Below are 16,841 nucleotides of genomic sequence, written 5' to 3'. Positions count from 1 at the left end.
GGCAAACAATAAAAAATGAAAATCAATAAACTTTTAGCCCTTTGTCTCTCGCTGTTGCCTGTATTTGCTGTTGCCCAACTGTCAAAAGTTGAGAAAGTAATGGATTCGTGCATCAACCAGCGCAATTTTAATGGAGTGGTACTCATTGCCAAAAATGGCAAAATCGAGTATTTGAAATACACGGGTTTGTCCAATAGGCATTACAGCATCAAATATGATGAAACTACAAGGTACCAGATCTGGTCGCTAACCAAAACCTTCACCACGGTTTTGATCATGCAACTGTATGAACAGGGCAAAATCAATCTCGATTCTACAGTTCATACCTATTTCCCCGAGTACAAAGGAGAGGGTGCTACAAAAATCACCATCAGAAATCTGCTCACCTATAGCAGCGGCAGGTTTCATAAAGACATCAGTAGCCCAGAAATGATCCATGAGGCCTACAATAAGACCATTTGGGGCTTAGATGAATTCATTAAAAGATACCTTTCCGAAAAATTGATTGATACGCCGGGAACCAAGTTTGCCTACAACAACGGCGATTTTATTTTGCTGGGGAAGATAATCGAAAACATTTATCAAAAACCTTATGAGCAGGTATTGAGGGAACAGATTCTGATTCCCTTGAAAATGACGGAAACCGATTTCTACCACCACGAAGATATCATCAAAAACATGGACGAGGGTTATTCGCCTCGAGAAACCAACGTGAAAGAGGTTTACATGCCAACCAATGGGTATATCGATAATTTTTATTCGGCAGGGGCCATGTATTCCACGCCAAAAGACCTACTCAAGTTTGACCAAGCCATTTTCAAACATCAGATCCTTAAAAAAGAAACAGTTGAACTGATGACAACTAGCTACCCGAAACTGGGCGATGTGGCCTTTGGCTTTTGGGTTTACCCGGCAAAATTCGGAACGGTAAATACCATTTTAGCCGAAAGGCAGGGCGGAGGCTATGGCCATACGGCTAATTGGGTACACCTGATCGATAAAGACCTGACTTTTATCCTGATCTCTAATACGACTGAAATAGACGAGCTGAACAAAATGCGAATGAAGGTGATTGGTGCGTACCTTGGGCAGTAATTTAGGCTTATGTTTTCTTTAATCGTTTAAACACATAGGCACATAGGTGAAACTGGTTTGTTTTTTACCATGTGAGGCATATAAGCTGGTTGCTTTCTATGTGCTACTAGGTGTCTTTAATAGTTTAACCACATAGGAGAAGCTATTGATACTTACCATATGATGCATGTAAGCTGTGCTTCCTATGTGTTCCTATGTTTCTATGTGTTTATTAACAGAAGCTTAAGCTTTGAATAAGGACTTGATCAGGGCTTTTTTCTGTCGGGAGATTGGGATTTTAACATTGTCATGATCCATGATAAGATAGCCCGAATCTTCGTTTAAAATACTTTTCACATGTTTTTTGTTGACCAAATGCGATTGGTGGCAACGGATGAACCCGTAGGGCGACAATAACTCGTCGTATTCGTAAATGGGCCTCGAAATGAGATGGGAGAGGCCGTTGGTTAAAAAGAAAGTGGTATAATTATTTGACGATTCGCACCTTACAATGTCTTTGATTGGCGTGAGGAAGATTTCTTTTTGGGTAGGCAAGGCGATTTTCTCATTCTCATCCAGCTGTTGTTTGTCTAGCAGCTGCAATAGGTTATCCAGTCTTGAGTTCTTCTTCTTGCTGTTTACCGAATCCTCTATTTTGCTTACTGCTGTTTTCAGTTCTGCTACATTAATGGGTTTGAGCAAATAATCTAAGGCTGAGAATTTGATGGCCATAATGCCATATTCATCATAGGCAGTTACAAAAACCACTTCAAAACAAGGTTCCTTGATCGATTTTAACAGGTCGAAGCCATTCTTTTCGGGCATTTGGATATCCAGAAAAACCACATCCGGTTTGAGTTCCAATATCAATTCTTTGGCCTGATCGGCTGTTGTTGCCGTTGCAATGACTTCGATTTGTGGACAATGGCTGGTTAGCAGCGCTTTCAAATTACCGATGTTGATGGACTCGTCGTCGACTAATATGGCTTTGATCATTTAGTTTATCCAGTTGTGAAAGGTGAGAATAGCTTCTGTACCATTCTGCCTGTCGAATTTAAGCACAATTTTCTTTTCTTTTCTCAGTTTGTTGATGGCCGAAATCCTATCTGCAGTTAACTGAAGCCCATAACCAAAACTGATTTGATCAGCTGGCCATTTGCCGTTGTCTTTGATGCTGATGCTTAGGGAATCATCATTTTCGTCTGTAGTACAGCTGATCAGCAATTTTCCTTCACTACCTAGTGTGGCTATGCCATGTTTAATGGCGTTTTCTATCAAGGGTTGTAACAACAGTGTGGGGATTTCTATTGTTGAAGAGCTCATGTTGAGTGATAACTGGATCTCCCAACTAAAATTATAACGCAGTGCCTCTAGCCTGATATAGGTTTGCATCATTTCTAGCTCCTGATCTAAAGTATTGAAAATCTGCTGACCTTTGCTCAGCGTTTTTCGCAGCAATGAACTGAAATCCTGTAGGTAATCATTGGCTTCTGCAATCCGATTGGTATTCATCAAACCTTGAATGGAACTTAAGGCATTAAAGGTAAAGTGGGGGTTAAGCTGTGATTGGAGCCTCAAAATAGATTGTTCGATCTCTGTTTGCTTCTTTTGTGAGAGGTTAACCTTGTTTTTTAAACGGAAAATAATGATAAAAGCGATGATCAAAATGACAAGCCCTGTTGCAAAGCCATAAACAATTGGCAATTGGTACCATTTCGCCTTTACATGGATTCGGTAAATGCTTGCACTTTCGGGCTGGATACTGTAACTGCATCGCAGTTCGTAATCAGTGTTGGCTATCAGCACTGGAAGTTTTATAAACGCCTTGTCGTTAAAGTACTTTGGCTTTCCGGTTTTAAGGTTGATTAAGGTATAATTGATGCGCTGGTCTTGCAAACCGTCTTTGTCTTCAGACCTTAACTCAATCTCGTCAGTTGCGGAAACTGAGAGTTGCCTATTTTCGGTGACCTGTATTTTTGTGCCACTTGCTTGATTTGGCGCTAATCGATAAATGCCTATTTCGGGAATTGCCCTTAGTCTTTTGATCGAATACCTCTTGACTAAGGTATCGGTTTGATTATCCAGGATGTCTATGTTAAAAATATCGTTAACCCTTAAATAAGCCAAGCCCATTTTTTGGTCTTGCATGAACAATTTTTTTGAAGCAGCGTTTGGAGAAAGATCAGTTTGATTGTTGTCGGCCCCCTTTGTTGCAAAGTAGGTTTTGTAATAGAGGCTATGGAGGCGGTAATAGTTGAGCGAGGCGCTATCGGCAGCTTTCCCCAATTTCGAAAAACGAATTGCTGTTCCGAGCCTATTATTGGTTGGGCGCATACTGATAAAACCGCCCGCAAGGTAAATGTAATTGGTTTTTCCCTTGTTGATTTGGATAGATTTTTCAATTTGTCCTACCAATAAGCCATCGCCCGTGAGGAACAAAGAGGGCTTGTCTAAAAGTGTAAATTGCCTTTGTGCAGAGGCCAAATGACTGCAAAGGAGCAACAACATGGCCATATATCTTCTTCTATTCATTGCTGTAAATTTAGATTATTGTTCTTTGGTTAAGGCAATCATGGCTTCCATTTCGTTAATCAGTTCGGTGTCTGAAGAAAATCCAACCGACAAAAACCTTTGTATGCCCTGCTTATCGATTACAACCTTGGCCGGAATGCCTTCGGGCTTATAAGCCGATAATGCCTCGAACATTTTTGGTTCATTGGCCAAAGGAATATCCAGCAGTACCTGAAAGGCATATTTGTTATCCTGAAGATAGGTTTTGATCCGGGTCAAAGCATTTGCTTCGGTTTCGTTGGTGGCAATAAACAAAAATACAACCTCTGGATGTTGTTTCACGAGTTTTTCCATAGCCGGAAATGAAGCCTTGCAGGGTGCACACCAGGTTGCCCAAAAATCGAGGACTACTATTTTGCCTTTCAGTTCGGCAAGCGATACTTTTTTGCCTTCTAAATCAAATAACGTAAATGCTGGTGCTGGGCGATCCAACATTTTTTTCTTGAGGGTGTTTTTTGTTTCCCGAAAAATATCATCGTTAATGCGGGCAAAAAATGCATCTATATCGCTGTCGTTGCCGTTCTTTTTAAGGTATAGCCTCTTCAGTTGTGTATTCATGTTCGTACTGGTCTTGCCCAGCTTGGCCAATTGCAATAAGAGGTCATAAGCTTTTTCATTTTGGTTGTTTAATTCGAGGAGCAGGCTATAACGTTCTGCCGATGGCAAATACGCTTCTTCTATAGTCGTCTCTGCCAATGCTTTTTCTTGGTAAACAAGTGCTTGCTGGTACTTTTTATTGGCAAACAAGGCCGAAGCATAGGTATCGCAATAAGGACTGTTGGCCATTTTCATGAACCTGTGCCAATCTTCTAGAGGGAAATTGACAGGTTTGGCGCTCGGTTGGTCTTTATAGGAATAATAGCGGTCGAGGGTTTGTTTGGCTATCTTTTCGGCATAGACTGTGATTTTTTGTTGCAGCAATTGTTCTGCGGCCATGTTCAAATAAGAGGTTTGATTAAACTTGTTGCTGATCATTCCAATATATTTTTCAAACTGTGGGTATTGATGGGCACTCAGAAAAGAGAGGGCAATGCTGCCTTTCATGACGTCTAAATCTTCGGCATCTTTAACGGGATCAAGCTTGTAAGTTTTGATCAGTTTGTTCATGAACGCGATTTTCTTTTCAGGATTTTTTTCCTTTAACAACTGCTGCACATGCACTTGAAACGAACTGTCTTTTTGGGCACTGGCGCTCAAGGCCATGTAGCAAAGAACTATAATTAAAAGAGTTTTAATCGTTTTCATCTTTTGTCGATTTGTATTTCATAGGCCAAAGATGAGCCACGGAAGTACAAAAAGATAACAGCAATGTGAAAGCGGGAATAATGGCTGTGAATCTGTTCAGGGGTCGTTGCTGTAGTACTTTTACCACCTTAGACACCCAAGATAGGCTAAGTTATGGGTTAACCGCAAACCTGCCTGCTGGTAGGCGGGATATCAATCCTATGCTTCCGTACGATGACGTTAGCCTCAAATAGGCGTAATGAAAAGCTTCTATTCTCCTTAATGCTCTGAAATGATTGCTTGGATTTCTATTTCAAGATTAGGCAATTTAGCAACTATAATATCCCAAACTATGTCATAATCCACCCCAAAATAGTCATGAATTAATCGATTTCGAGTATGGGACATTTTTTTCCACTCCACATTAGGATATATAGATTTAAAATCTGGGTGGACTTTAGTACTTGCTTCACCAATGATTTCTAAGCTTCTGATAATCGCTCTTGAGAGTATAGGATCGTTAATTACCGAATCTTTTTCTTTTCCCTTAACTGCATTTAGAACAAAAGATACCTCATCTACAATATGCCTTAGCAATTCTATATTAGATGGCAACATGTTCTGCCTGTTTTAGGATATGCGAACCAATATATTTGCTTAGTGACTTTGGCGTTACCACCTCAACTCTTCTGCCTAATAAATCCTCTAGAAAGAATGATAAATCCATAAAATTATCATAACTCTTTTCATTTGGATTAAAATCAACCAAGAGATCAACATCGCTTTCTGCATTGATTTTTCCAGTAATAAACGAACCAAATATGCTAAGATTCGAAACCCCATAAGATTTCAATTGTTGGCCATTGGCTTTAAGCAATGATATTAACGTTTGTTTATTTTGAACTGCAGTTTGCATATACAAAGGTACTAAAATATGATATTACTAAAAGTATCTTTATTTGCTATGTGATTGACCTTATGGATGCTATGTGGTAATGTTATCCTAGCCTTTCTTGCATTTAATCAGAAAAAACGGTTGGCTTTCGCTAATGGGCACGATTTCGAACAATCCGTATGCGTCGAACTCCGCATGGATGGTTTCTTCATCATAAAAGAACATCTGAACCCCATCAAATATTTCATAACGGTCTTTGCTGATCAATTTGCCTTGTCCATAGGTGCGGGCTTCTTTTGAAATGCCTGTAAAGATCACGTACCCGCCATCAGCAAGTTGGTTGTAACAGTCGCGGATGAGTTTTTTCCTTTCCTTGCTGCCTAACAAATGGATTAAGGCATAGCAGAAGATGCCCTCATACTTGTTATCGTCAAAAGGCATATCCGTAACCGAGCCATGATGAATCACCATAGCCGTTCCGTAGTGCTTTCTCGCCATTTCAATGGCTGTTTTCGAGATTTCGATCCCTGTTACCGCCATGCCATGGTCAATAAAAAGCTGTGCATTGCGCCCATAGCCAATGCCGGGAACCAATACGTTTTTTACCGATTGCTCCACAAAAAAGTCCTTCGTCAATACCGCCGATTTGGCCGGTTCGAAGCCCCACATTTCCTGTTTTTCGCCAAAAGCTGTTTCCCAAAACTCTGGCTTATCCTCATTTGTGTTGTTGCTATGATGTTGCATTTGTGCAAAATATAAAGAAGTAACGAGTATTTGTAAAGCAGATAAGATTTAGACAAGAATTTGACGAAAGCAAGTAGCAACTTGGATAAACTTAAGTAGCAATTAACTGCCGGTTTTGAGTCGGTACGCACTATCCCAAAAATCAAATTCTAAGCGACTGGCGGTTATAAATGCTTCAGTCATCGCCACCTGTTGCTGGTCGCTGGCATTAGCGGCCAGCCGGTCGCAAATGGAAATCGCTCGGTTTACCAAGATGCCAAATTCTTCACCTGCATAAGTGTCGATCCATTTTTGGTATGGATTGGCCAAGCTTTGCTGATTTTGGTAGATAAAATCGCCTACTTCCTTATAGATCCAAAAACAAGGCAACACCGCTGCTGCCGCTACTTCCACACTTTCTAAGGCTGCGGTACTTTTCAAAAAACAGGTATAATGATGACAGGTTGGACCCATCAAGCCTTTTTCTACATTAAAATCTACGAAATAGGATTCGTGCAATGCCGACTCTACTATAATTGCACCTTCGGCAAAACGGATAAAAGCCAGGGCATCATCCAAGTTTTGCAACCTTGAGGCAATCAGCGAGAGCGCTCTTGCAAAATGCTCGAGGTAATGGGAATCCTGTGCGATATAGAATTGGAATTTTTCAATAGGAAGCGTGCCATTCATCAGTTCTTCGATAAAAGGCATGGCTATAATTCGCTGATAGATGGGCTGCGCCTGCATCCAGGTATGCTTAGACCAATTCATTTTTGATTAGTTTTTCGGGGTTAAAAAAATGGTTCAATGGGCCGTTTCCCTTTCCGGTTACAACGTCTTTCCCGTTATAAATGGCTTGTTGCACATAGTCTTGGCCAAGGCTAACAGCTTCTAAAAGTGATTTTCCTCTCGCCAGGTAAGTGGCAATGGCCGATGAAAGCGTACAGCCAGAGCCATGGGTATTGTTGGTTTCGTATTTTTCGAAATGAAATTCATGCACCTGCCCATGTTCATCGAAGAAAAGGGAGGTTAGTTTGCTTGATCCGGTAGCAATCGGATTGAGGTGGCCACCTTTGAGTAAAATGGCATTGGCACCCAATTTCTGGATCTTTTTGCCAGCAATATACATTTGGTCAACAGTCGAAACTTCCATCTCCACCAGCACCGAAGCTTCGTCGAGGTTAGGGGTAATCAAGCTAGCCAAGGGGAAAAGGTGTTTGATGATGGCCAAAATAGTATCATCCTCAATCAATCGATGGCCACTCGTGGCTACCATAACCGGATCAAAAACCAGGGGGATATCAGGATGCGATTTTAAGGCTTCAACGATGGTAAGTACCAGTTCGCTGGTGTGCACCATGCCAATTTTGATGGCATCGGGATAAATATCGTCCAAAATGGTATCGATTTGTTCTTTTACGGCCTGATCAGGGATGGGATAGATCGATTTCACGCCCCTTGTATTCTGCACGGGGAGCGCGGTGAGTACTGAGGTGGCAAAACAGCCCAGTGCCGAGATGGTTTTCATATCGGCCTGTATGCCGGCACCGCCACTGCCATCAAAACCGGCAATGCTGAGTACGCTTGGATAAGTATATTTTTTCATCTGTTGTTTACAATGCTTTTTCAATTTGTTCCCTGATTTGATGCGATGCTTTTAAGGGATCTTTTGCGCTACAAATAGCCGATACCACAGCAATACAATCGGCGCCAGCTTCGATTACGCTAAAAGCATTGTCTGCATTCATGTTGCCAATGGCTACCAGTGGTTTGGTCGTCAGCGATCTGATTTTTCGAATGCCCTCTAAACCCCATTGCGTTACGGTATCTGTTTTGGTGGGGGTGGCAAAAACCGGACTGATCCCCAAATAGTCTGCTATTTGGCTTTCCCTCGATTCGAGTTGCTGCAGATATTCGATCGAGTAGCCAATCGATTGGCAGTTGTTCCATACAGCTTTGATTTGGCTGGGAGGAATGTCTGAATTGCCTACATGGATGCCAAAAGCATTGACCTGCATCGCAACGTTGAGGTTATCGTTAATCACCAATGGGACGTTGTATTTGGCTAAAACTTCCTGTACCCGCAATGCACTGTCGATAAATTCAGGGTCCGATAGATTTTTCTCCCTCAGTTGTACCAAGTCTACGCCTCCTATAACGGCCTGTTCAACCAATTCAGGCATGCTTTTCCCAGCACAGTTTGCTGCTGCAACTACGAGGTATAAACGATAGGGAAATTTGTTGATCATTAGTTTTGCTGGAGCTTGATGTATTGCAGAAATTCTTGCTCCTTTAGGTTATAGAGCTTGTCGAGCAGCAGGCTTTGCAAGCTACCAGGGCCTGTAGCTGTAGCAGCGGCCAATTCTCCTGCGATGCTCATCAGTGAGGTTGCGGCGGCAACTGCTGTTAAGGTATCGTCGATTACGGCAATAAATGCGCCGATAATTGCAGTGGCAGAACAGCCTAAACCAGTTACCTTGGTCATCAATTCATTTCCGTTTTGGAGGAAGAGTTGCTGGTCTTTAGCAACGATGATATCTGTTGCTCCCGAAATACAGATCACCGAGCCAAACTGCTCATTCAGGCTCATTGCGGCTTCGATTGCCTCATTGCTTTGGGCAGTACTGTCTACACCCTTTGTTTTGCTGGTGTTAAAGTTGGCCAGCGCCAAAATTTCTGATGCATTTCCCCTGATCACCTTTGGCTTAAAGGCTAATAACTGTGCTAAAACGGTGTTTCGGTAAGTTGTTGCGCCAGCACCAACAGGATCCAGTACAAAAGGCTTTTGAAGCTCATTGGCCTTTGCTGCGGCTTTGAGCATAGAAGCCACCCAATATTCATCCAAAGTGCCGATGTTAATCACCAGTGATTGGCAAATGGCTGTCATTTCATCGATTTCGCTATGCGCATGCGCCATAATGGGCGAGGCACCAACGGCCAATAGCGCATTGGCGGTATTGTTCATCACTACAAAATTGGTAATGTTGTGTACCAAAGGCGATTGTTCACGAACGAGTAGGGTGTGCTTCCAGAGTAATTTTTCCATAATTTTTTAAAATATAATTATGGCCAAAGGGTTCCCACCATGGAGAACAAATAAAGGAAGAAATGGAATTCTAACTTTTCCCTACGTCAGTATCAACTGAATCAGGTTCAAAGGGACTGTCTCAATTCTTTGCAGAATACCCCTAAAGCCAAAACAAAGTTAACGATTTTCTGCTTAAGGGAGAAGGTTTTTCTGCATTGGAAAATGCTCCAAACACCAGTTTAGTTAGTTTTTAGGTAAAATGTAAGATGGAAGATGGAGGACAGGCTGTCCATTGTCATTCCATATCCTACATCTTTATGTTCTTGATATAGGAATGGAAAATGCAAGATAGAGGAACAAAGCTGTCCATCTGCCATCTTACATCTTCCATTCTGCATCCCTATAGTTCCTTGATCATGATATTCCTGTACCATACCTCGTCGCCGTGGTCCTGCAGGGCGATTTTGCCGGTCTGGTAGGTGCCGAATCCCTGCCACTTGGCAAACTTGCTGCCCGCGACCAGGGCCTTCCAACTGTCGTCCCATAAAGTGGTATTTACAACCTTCACGCCGTTCAGAATAAAGGTCAGTTTGCCTTTGTCGCTGATGATCTCGGCCTTGTTCCATTCGCCAACCGGCTTTACGGGCTCCGAAGAGCTTTTTACCAGGTCGTACAGGTCGCCGGCGCGGTGTTTTGCAATCTTTCCGTCGGGGTGGCCGTCGTTGTCCAAGACCTGCATTTCCGGGCCTGTGCTGTAGGTCTGGCCATATTTGGGCAGTTCCTCGTGCACAAAGAAAATGACGCCGCTGTTGGCCTTTGGCGCCACCTTCCATTCGAGGCTCAAATGGAAATTCGAATACTCTTTATCGGTTACGATATCGCCTCCGTCGTTGTTCTTCGCTTTCGGATCGAGATGCAGGGCACCATCTTCCACTTTCCATCCCTGGCCAACCGTAGTCTTTCCGTAGGAATGCCAGCCGGCAACAGATTTGCCATCAAACAGCAATTTAAAACCCTTGGGCACCTTGGCGGTCTGTGCAGCCGCGCCAAAGCCCATCGCCAATAAAACGGCAGCTGATAATAGATACTTTTTCATTATAATATTTTTAATATAGCTTTTTTAATCTCGTTAGGCGCCAAGGGTCCAGCCCTTGCGGTATTCCCTTTTTACGAACTGGTTCACCTCGTCGAAATTGGTCACCTTCATCTGGTCGTTGTCCCAAAGCAGCTTGGTGTACCTGCCCGGATAGCTGATTTTGCCGTCGGCGCCCTTTCTCTGGATATCGGCCCCCCTAATGGCCAAATTCGCCATCAATAAAGCTTCGGTTAATGGACCTGCAATCTCAAATGGCGAGCTGACCTCGTTTTTGCCATAGCCGGCAATGGCGGCTTCAACCCATTGGGCATAGTGGCCGTTGGCCTGGTTGGGCACGCGGGCAAACTTTGGCGCCACCCTGATGTCGGCATTTTTAGACAAAGGCAGCAAACGCGGATTGGCACTATAGGTGCTGGCCATCATTTTTCCCTTGGTACCGATAAACAGTGTTCCGTTGCCTCCGTCGCCAAAAGTTTCGCTGGCCTGGAGCTCTTCCGGCCTTTCCGGCTGGATGCCGCCGTCCATCCAATGTACGGTTACATCGCCTTTGGTCTTGGTGGTTTTGGGAAATTTGAGGGTAACATGGCTCGATGGAGGGCAGCTTTCGGGGAAGTAGCCACGTTTGAATTCGTCGACATAGACAGAGCCCACGCTGGCCTGTACCTCGGTGGCGTATCTGAGGTTCAATACACTGAATGGAGCTTCGAGCAGGTGGCAGCCCATATCGCCCAGCGCACCGGTTCCATAATCCCACCAGCCGCGCCAGTTAAAAGGCACCAGTTTGTCTACATAGTCCTTGTATGGAGCCGTTCCCAGCCACAGATCCCAATCCAGTTCCTTTGGCACTTCGGCCCTGTTGGCAGACCAGGCAATGCCCTGCGGCCAGACCGGCCTGTCCGTCCAGGCGTAAACGGTATGCACGTCGCCGATGAGGCCCGCATCGTACCATTCCTTCATCTGGCGCGGACCGTCGTTTGATGCGCCCTGGTTGCCCATCTGGGTTACCACCCTGTATTTCTTTGCCGCTGCGGTCAGTGCGCGGGCCTCGTAGATATCGTGGGTCAGAGGCTTCTGGACGTACACGTGCTTGCCCAGCTGCATGGCAGCCAGGGTTTGTACGGCATGGTTGTGGTCCGGGGTAGATACCGAAACCGCATCGAAGTTCTTATGCTCCCTGTCGTACATTTCGCGCCAGTCGCGGTAGTATTTCGCCTTCGGGAAATCCTTTATGCTCCTGGCTGCACGGCGGTCGTCTACGTCGCACAGAAAGGCGATGTCGGCCTTGCCGCTGGCTGCGAATGCCGCGATGTCGCTCTGGCCCTTGCCGCCCACGCCTACGCCCGCCACCAATAGCCTGTCGCTGGGGGCGAGAAAGCCCCTGCCGCCCAATACGTGGCGCGGAACGATCGTGAATGCAGCGGCGGCTATCGCTCCCGCCTTGATGAAGCTGCGTCTGCTTTGTACTTCCGGTTCTTTTTTTTCCTTATCCATAGCTTAAGTTTTTAGGGGATGTTATTTTTTGAGCGATAAGATATATTTTACCATCAGCTGCGCATCGTCGCTGCCGATTTTTGGATGCGGGGTCATCGGGATTGCTCCCCAAGTGCCTTTGCTTCCCTTCATGATCTTTCCTGCCAGTGCGGCAACGGTTTCCGGCGTATTTGGATATTTGGCTGCGATTTCCCGGTAGGCGGGTCCGATCAGCTTGTCTTCCTTGTGGTGGCAGCCGATGCAGTCCGACTTGACGATCAGCAGTTCGCCGGGCTCCATGGCCGGTTTGGCCGCCGCGGAAGGCGGCGTTTCGGTATTTGCCGCTGAAGATTCGTCCGGACTGGAACCGCCGCAGGATGCAAGAAATAATGCCAGTCCGCTTAAGAATAAAAGTGTTTGCTGTGAAAGTTTCATTGGTGTACTTGTATTGGTTTTGTTTAAATGGATATTGCTAATTTTTACAAATCCGGTTATTGGCTTCCAAGCGATGGATAACGCCAGTAAAGGCATCTTTTCCACCGCCAATCATGCCCATTTTTTTATTATTCATAGGTTTTGAGATGTAGGGTCTCGGGTTGAGGATTTTAGATTTAAGGTTTAGGATTTAAGGTTTTAAAATTTACCCGATACCTCAACCTTTACCTGCTTCCTCTATTTAAATGTTGCCTTTCTTTAATTCGCTTACGGCGTAATCTGCTGCCCTTGCGGTTAATGCCATATAAGTTAGCGAAGGGTTTTGGCAGGCTGCCGAAGGCATGCATGAACCATCGGTTACAAATACGTTCTTCACCTCGTGCATCTGGTTCCATTTGTTTAAAACCGAAGTTTTTGGATCCTTGCCCATGCGTGCCGTTCCCATTTCGTGGATGGCCATGCCCGGTATAGAACCGCTATCGTAGGTATTTACATTTTTAATGCCCGCTGCTTCCAGCATTTCTGCTGCATCGTTCATCATGTCTACCCGCATTTTTTTCTCGTTCTCTCCAAATTCGCAATCGATGGCCAAAACATTTTGGCCCCATTTGTCTTTTTTGGTTTTGTCGATGTACACCTGGTTTTTGTGGTAGGGCAATGACTCGCCGAAACCGCCCAAGCCCATGCTCCAAATGCCCGGTGTAGAAATCAGGTCTTTGAAATCGCCACCAAAGGCCAATTCAGCTACATTTTTGTGCCAGCCCGAACGGCCTGCACCGCCTTGGTAACCAAAGCCGCGAACATAATCGCGCTTGTCGTTGCCTATGTTTCTGTAGCGGGGAATATAAATGCCATTGGCTCTTCTGCCATAGGTGTATTTGTCGTCAAAGCCCTCCGCTTCGCCAGATGCGCCACAACGGAAATGATGGTCCATCAGGTTATGGCCCAATTCGCCACTGGCATTGCCCAAGCCGTTTGGATGCTCGGCCGAAACAGAGTTCAGCAATAAGAAAGTAGTGCCTAAAGTAGAACCGTTCACGAAAATGATTTTGGCGAAGTACTCATGGTGTTCCATGGTTTCCGAATCAATGATGCGGACGCCTTTTGCTTTTTGGGTTGCCGCGTCGTAAATAATTTCGTTTACCAAAGAAAAAGGGCGCAAGGTCAAATTACCGGTTGCTACTGCCGCGGGAAGGGTAGAAGATTGGGTGCTGAAGTAGGCCCCAAACGGACAGCCCCGGCTACAGAGGTCCCTGTATTGGCAGCTGCCCCGGCCACCGTGTTCCACGGTAAGGTTTGCCGTACGGCCAATGGTCATGATACGGGCCTTGTTATAATGCTTTTCAATGCGTTCCTTCACCGATTTTTCTACGCAGTTCAGCTCCATGGGTGGCAAAAAATGTCCATCGGGGAAATGCGGGTAGTTTTCGGCCTGGCCACTGATTCCTGCAAATTTCTCTACATAATCGTACCAAGGGGCAATGTCTTTATAACGGATCGGCCAATCTACGCCATGCCCGTCTTTGGCATTGTCTTCAAAGTTAAGGTCGCTTAAGCGGTAACTCTGGCGGCCCCACATCAGCGATTTGCCGCCTACATGGAAGCCACGGTACCAATCGAAGCGTTTCACTTCGGTATAAGGGCATTCCAAATCGTTTACCCAAAAACTTTCATTGTATTCCTGATAGGGATAGTCACGTTTTTGAACGGGATGGCTGGCTTTCTGGGCTTCAGTTAAGCGGCCCCGGTGCTCAAATTCCCAGGGCTTTTTCATGGCCGTGGTGTAATCCTTAATGTGTTCGATGTTTCTGCCGCGTTCCAGGAGCAATACTTTCAAGCCTTTTTCGGTTAGTTCTTTTGCTGCCCAGCCTCCGCTAATACCCGAGCCCACTACAATGGCATCGTAGGTGTTTTGTGCTGTAGCTTTTGTGTTTAAGTTCATGTGTGTGTTTTAGAAATATTAAATTAAGATGCCCAAACCCGCTGACCCGGTTTCAGGTCTACGCAACCATCGTAACGACCCGGTATTTGCACATAGTCATAAGCTTTGGTAGCGCCAATTTCTGAAGTGAAATAACCCAGCATGGTGAGGTCTCTAGCGATAGGGAAAAACAAGGGTGTTTCTTTAGCTTTTTCTTCCTTTTGTGCAGTTAGGGTTTCATCACGCAATTTGCTGAGCAACTGCTCGCGCTCTTTTACCGAGATGGCCAGGAAAGACTTGCCGAAATCTTTTTTCGAACGTTCTTCCAGGTCGTTGAGACCTTTAACAAAGGCTTTTTGAGCATCTTCAGGATAGCAGTCTTTTATCATCATGGTTATAAAAGGCCCCACACCGGCCGCTTTGGCGCCTGGCGATTTTTCGGTAGTTGGGATAATGATGTCGGCCAGTTCGGCAACTAGTTTTTCATGCTCGGCAGTGAACAAGTGCGCACTGTTTTTCCCCGGCTCATTGCAGCTGTCGAATAGGGTGGTAATCGTAGTTGCACATAAGGCGCCGCCCATTAAGAAAGCGACACTCTTTACGGCTTCTCTTCTGTCCATAAAATTTGATTTAGGTTAATAGTGTGTTGTAAATGAATGTTTTTTAATAGCCTGGGTTTTGTACAAGCTGAGGATTGGCCCCAAGTATATCCCGGCCAATGGGGAAAATCTCGGTATGTTTGCCTCCATCAGGCTGTTTATCCCACCAAGTACCGCTGCTGAAAACGCCCCAACGGATCAAGTCTGTACGTCGCCTGGCCTCTCCCAAAAATTCCCGTCCCCATTCGTCCAGCATTTCCTGATCGGTTAATTGGCTGCCGTCAGTCAGGTATAAACTAGGCGAACCAGCTGGGTAATTTCGTTTGCGTACCGCATTTAAGAGGGTGGCGGCTCCTCCTTTATCACCGGCCCTGTATTTACATTCGGCCAGTGTATAATAAATTTCCGATAGCCTTACTTCTGCATAGGCAGAGGTGATCCGATTTGGGTCTGGTGTAGGGTATAGGGGATATTTTAAGAAGAAAACACCCGAATTATGATCTGCATAATTCATGTTTGATTGCTTGTCGGCAATTTTGGTACCTGGTTTGGCATCCAAAAAGCGTCCCACTTGATCGCGAATAAACAAAGGGTATTTGCCTTTGTTACCCTGTACATATTCTGTTGTGGTAGTACCGTTAACTGTTTTTTGATAAGGCAGATAACCATATAGGAACATGCCTTCTCTTTGGCTGTTGCCCAGGTTTTTATAAAGCTTCAGCCTGTAGTCGTCGGGATATTTTTGGAATTTGACAAAGGGCTTGCCCAGTTTAAAACTGTATTCTACACTGTCTACGTCTCTGCCAGGCTGCAAAGCATACTTTGGATTGGCCTGTCCGAAATCGGTAAAGCCACAGTAAAGCGGAGCGGCATCATAAGTCATCGCAAAAAAGTACATGCCCCCGTCGTATTGCCAATGGGTACGCGAAAGGCTGCTTGGAAAACCATAGATCACCTCAGAGTTAAGCGTGGTATTGGTATAATCAAAAGGCGCATCCCATTTGGTGTCTAAGAGGTAAGCTCCATATTTTCCATCAATAATATCCTGGCAAACGGCAGCGCATTCGGTAAATTTATCAACGCCGGTGTATACTTTCGAATTAAAGTACAAGCGGGCCAGTAAAGCGGCTGCGCCAGCTTTTGTCCACCTGCCAATACCTTTTGCGCCTAATTCTGCACGAGTAGGCAAGTTGGGTATGGATGCCTTAAGTTCTGATTCGATAAAATTAAAAGCCTCTTGGGGTGGTACCTGTTTGTTGCCCTGAATGGCGTTTTTTACATCTGTGATAATTTCTATGTTTCTGTAAAAATCAAGTGCCCTCAGGTTAAACCATGCCCTTAGGGTTTTCAGTTCGGCCTTAAAATCGGCTAGTTCTGCAGGTGTTACATTCAGTTTTGTAGGGTCTTGAATGCTTTCCATGTCCTGTAGCGAATTTGTAGCCAGTACAATGCCCTGGTATAGATTTGTCCATACCCCGCTGGTAAAGCCATCATTAATGGTCCAGGTATGGTAGTGCATCCGTTGGTAGTAGCCGCCGTCCTGCCAGTCGCCCTGTCTATTGATCGTCGCCAGCTCATCGGTGCTGTTTTCTACGGCCGCATAGTAATCGTTTCCCTGTATGCTCCAGTAGGCATGTTCAAACGGTCTCAAAAAATCCCTGATCACGTCGTCTCTGCGGGTCAGAAATTTACCGGCATCCACTTTATCATATACTTCCTCGTCTAGCTTGGTACAGCCATTGGCAAACAGCAATAGGCTTACGATGAGGCTGCTGTAGATTATATTTTTATAGTTCATGGTTACA

Annotated in this window: 17 protein-coding genes and 1 riboswitch; of the genes, 1 reads left to right on the top strand and 16 read right to left on the bottom strand. The window is 45.0% G+C overall.

Translation table 11 applies throughout. The features are described from left to right. Positions 1-15: 15 nt before the first annotated feature. A complete protein-coding gene (locus AC570H_RS10715; RefSeq protein WP_497354536.1) occupies positions 16-1,095 on the top strand; it encodes a serine hydrolase domain-containing protein in 1,080 nt (359 codons plus the stop codon). A gap of 222 nt (positions 1,096-1,317) precedes the next feature. Here the strand turns inward: AC570H_RS10715 and AC570H_RS10710 are convergent, their stop codons facing one another. The 16 genes from AC570H_RS10710 to AC570H_RS10635 form a co-directional block, all read right to left on the bottom strand. Continuing rightward, positions 1,318-2,070: a LytR/AlgR family response regulator transcription factor gene (locus AC570H_RS10710; RefSeq protein ID WP_497354534.1), complete on the bottom strand. Its 753-nt coding sequence runs from the start codon at positions 2,068-2,070 to the stop codon at positions 1,318-1,320. After that, entirely contained in the window at positions 2,071-3,606 is a 1,536-nt protein-coding gene (locus AC570H_RS10705) for a sensor histidine kinase (protein WP_497354532.1), read from the bottom strand. Positions 3,607-3,621: 15 nt separating this feature from the next. Next, entirely contained in the window at positions 3,622-4,890 is a 1,269-nt protein-coding gene (locus AC570H_RS10700; RefSeq protein ID WP_497354530.1) for a TlpA family protein disulfide reductase, read from the bottom strand. Between the two features lie 258 nt (positions 4,891-5,148). Further along, a complete protein-coding gene (locus AC570H_RS10695) occupies positions 5,149-5,487 on the bottom strand; it encodes a HepT-like ribonuclease domain-containing protein (protein ID WP_497354528.1) in 339 nt (112 codons plus the stop codon). Beyond that, positions 5,474-5,785: a nucleotidyltransferase family protein gene (locus AC570H_RS10690; RefSeq protein ID WP_497354526.1), complete on the bottom strand. Its 312-nt coding sequence runs from the start codon at positions 5,783-5,785 to the stop codon at positions 5,474-5,476. The genes AC570H_RS10695 and AC570H_RS10690 overlap by 14 nt, the downstream gene beginning before the upstream one ends. Before the next feature lie 87 nt (positions 5,786-5,872). Further along, positions 5,873-6,508, bottom strand: coding sequence for a class I SAM-dependent methyltransferase (locus tag AC570H_RS10685; protein ID WP_497354524.1), 636 nt, complete (start codon positions 6,506-6,508; stop codon positions 5,873-5,875). Between the two features lie 102 nt (positions 6,509-6,610). Further along, positions 6,611-7,258, bottom strand: coding sequence for a thiaminase II (gene tenA / locus AC570H_RS10680; RefSeq protein WP_497354522.1), 648 nt, complete (start codon positions 7,256-7,258; stop codon positions 6,611-6,613). Next, complete coding sequence (gene thiD, locus AC570H_RS10675; protein WP_497354520.1) at positions 7,245-8,093, bottom strand: bifunctional hydroxymethylpyrimidine kinase/phosphomethylpyrimidine kinase; 849 nt, start codon at positions 8,091-8,093, stop codon at positions 7,245-7,247. The genes tenA and thiD overlap by 14 nt, the downstream gene beginning before the upstream one ends. Positions 8,094-8,100: 7 nt before the next feature. Next, positions 8,101-8,736, bottom strand: coding sequence for a thiamine phosphate synthase (gene thiE / locus AC570H_RS10670; protein WP_497354518.1), 636 nt, complete (start codon positions 8,734-8,736; stop codon positions 8,101-8,103). Beyond that, a complete protein-coding gene (gene thiM, locus AC570H_RS10665; RefSeq protein WP_497354516.1) occupies positions 8,736-9,533 on the bottom strand; it encodes a hydroxyethylthiazole kinase in 798 nt (265 codons plus the stop codon). Before thiM ends, thiE begins: the two co-directional genes overlap by 1 nt. A gap of 61 nt (positions 9,534-9,594) precedes the next feature. Beyond that, positions 9,595-9,687, bottom strand: a riboswitch (TPP riboswitch). 228 nt (positions 9,688-9,915) lie between these two features. Then, a complete protein-coding gene (locus AC570H_RS10660; protein WP_497354514.1) occupies positions 9,916-10,611 on the bottom strand; it encodes a 3-keto-disaccharide hydrolase in 696 nt (231 codons plus the stop codon). Between the two features lie 33 nt (positions 10,612-10,644). Then, positions 10,645-12,102, bottom strand: a complete 1,458-nt coding sequence (locus tag AC570H_RS10655; RefSeq protein WP_497354512.1) for a Gfo/Idh/MocA family protein — start codon at positions 12,100-12,102, stop codon at positions 10,645-10,647. Positions 12,103-12,123: 21 nt separating this feature from the next. Continuing rightward, entirely contained in the window at positions 12,124-12,516 is a 393-nt protein-coding gene (locus AC570H_RS10650; RefSeq protein WP_497354510.1) for a c-type cytochrome, read from the bottom strand. A gap of 241 nt (positions 12,517-12,757) precedes the next feature. Beyond that, positions 12,758-14,458: a GMC oxidoreductase gene (locus tag AC570H_RS10645; protein WP_497354508.1), complete on the bottom strand. Its 1,701-nt coding sequence runs from the start codon at positions 14,456-14,458 to the stop codon at positions 12,758-12,760. 23 nt (positions 14,459-14,481) lie between these two features. After that, entirely contained in the window at positions 14,482-15,057 is a 576-nt protein-coding gene (locus AC570H_RS10640; RefSeq protein ID WP_497354506.1) for a gluconate 2-dehydrogenase subunit 3 family protein, read from the bottom strand. 43 nt (positions 15,058-15,100) lie between these two features. Continuing rightward, positions 15,101-16,834, bottom strand: coding sequence for a RagB/SusD family nutrient uptake outer membrane protein (locus AC570H_RS10635; RefSeq protein ID WP_497354504.1), 1,734 nt, complete (start codon positions 16,832-16,834; stop codon positions 15,101-15,103). Between the last annotated feature and the right edge of the window lie 7 nt (positions 16,835-16,841).

This window comes from Pedobacter sp. B4419, assembly GCF_059693725.1.
This window is presented reverse-complemented; position numbering and strand designations above follow the sequence as displayed.